Annotated in this window: 1 protein-coding gene; it reads left to right on the top strand. The window is 35.6% G+C overall.

Translation table 11 applies throughout. The annotated features are described in order from the left end of the window. Positions 1-376: prepilin peptidase (locus tag AB4653_RS28260; RefSeq protein ID WP_372105942.1), on the top strand; the 376-nt coding region annotated here is incomplete at both ends.

The raw sequence follows: 376 nt of genomic DNA, 5'->3' as shown, positions 1-376 counted from the left end.
TATTTGTATTACTGTACTTTATTTTATTGATTAATGGCGGAATTTCTTGGGATTCACTTACGACTTCTTTAGTTGGCGCTGCAACCTTTTTCTTTTCAGGGCTTTGTTTATATTTTTTACGAGCAATGTCTGCTGGTGATGTAAAGCTATTGGGTGTGATAGGCCTGTATGTCGGTTGGGGTAATTTGCTTGATATTTCTTATTATATTCTCATTGCCGCAGGGATAATCGCTACATTTTACTTGCTCTATAATAGTGCAAACAGTGAATCTCTGACCGTTAGAAACTATTTTGAAGAAAAACTAATGTTAGTTAGTGGAATGTCAACCAGAACAAAGAATGTGTCTACGGTTCATTCTCGGTATTCAAATAAGGT

Source organism: Vibrio sp. 10N.222.48.A3 (genome assembly GCF_041475345.1).
Classification (GTDB): domain Bacteria; phylum Pseudomonadota; class Gammaproteobacteria; order Enterobacterales; family Vibrionaceae; genus Vibrio; species Vibrio tasmaniensis_A.
This window is presented reverse-complemented; position numbering and strand designations above follow the sequence as displayed.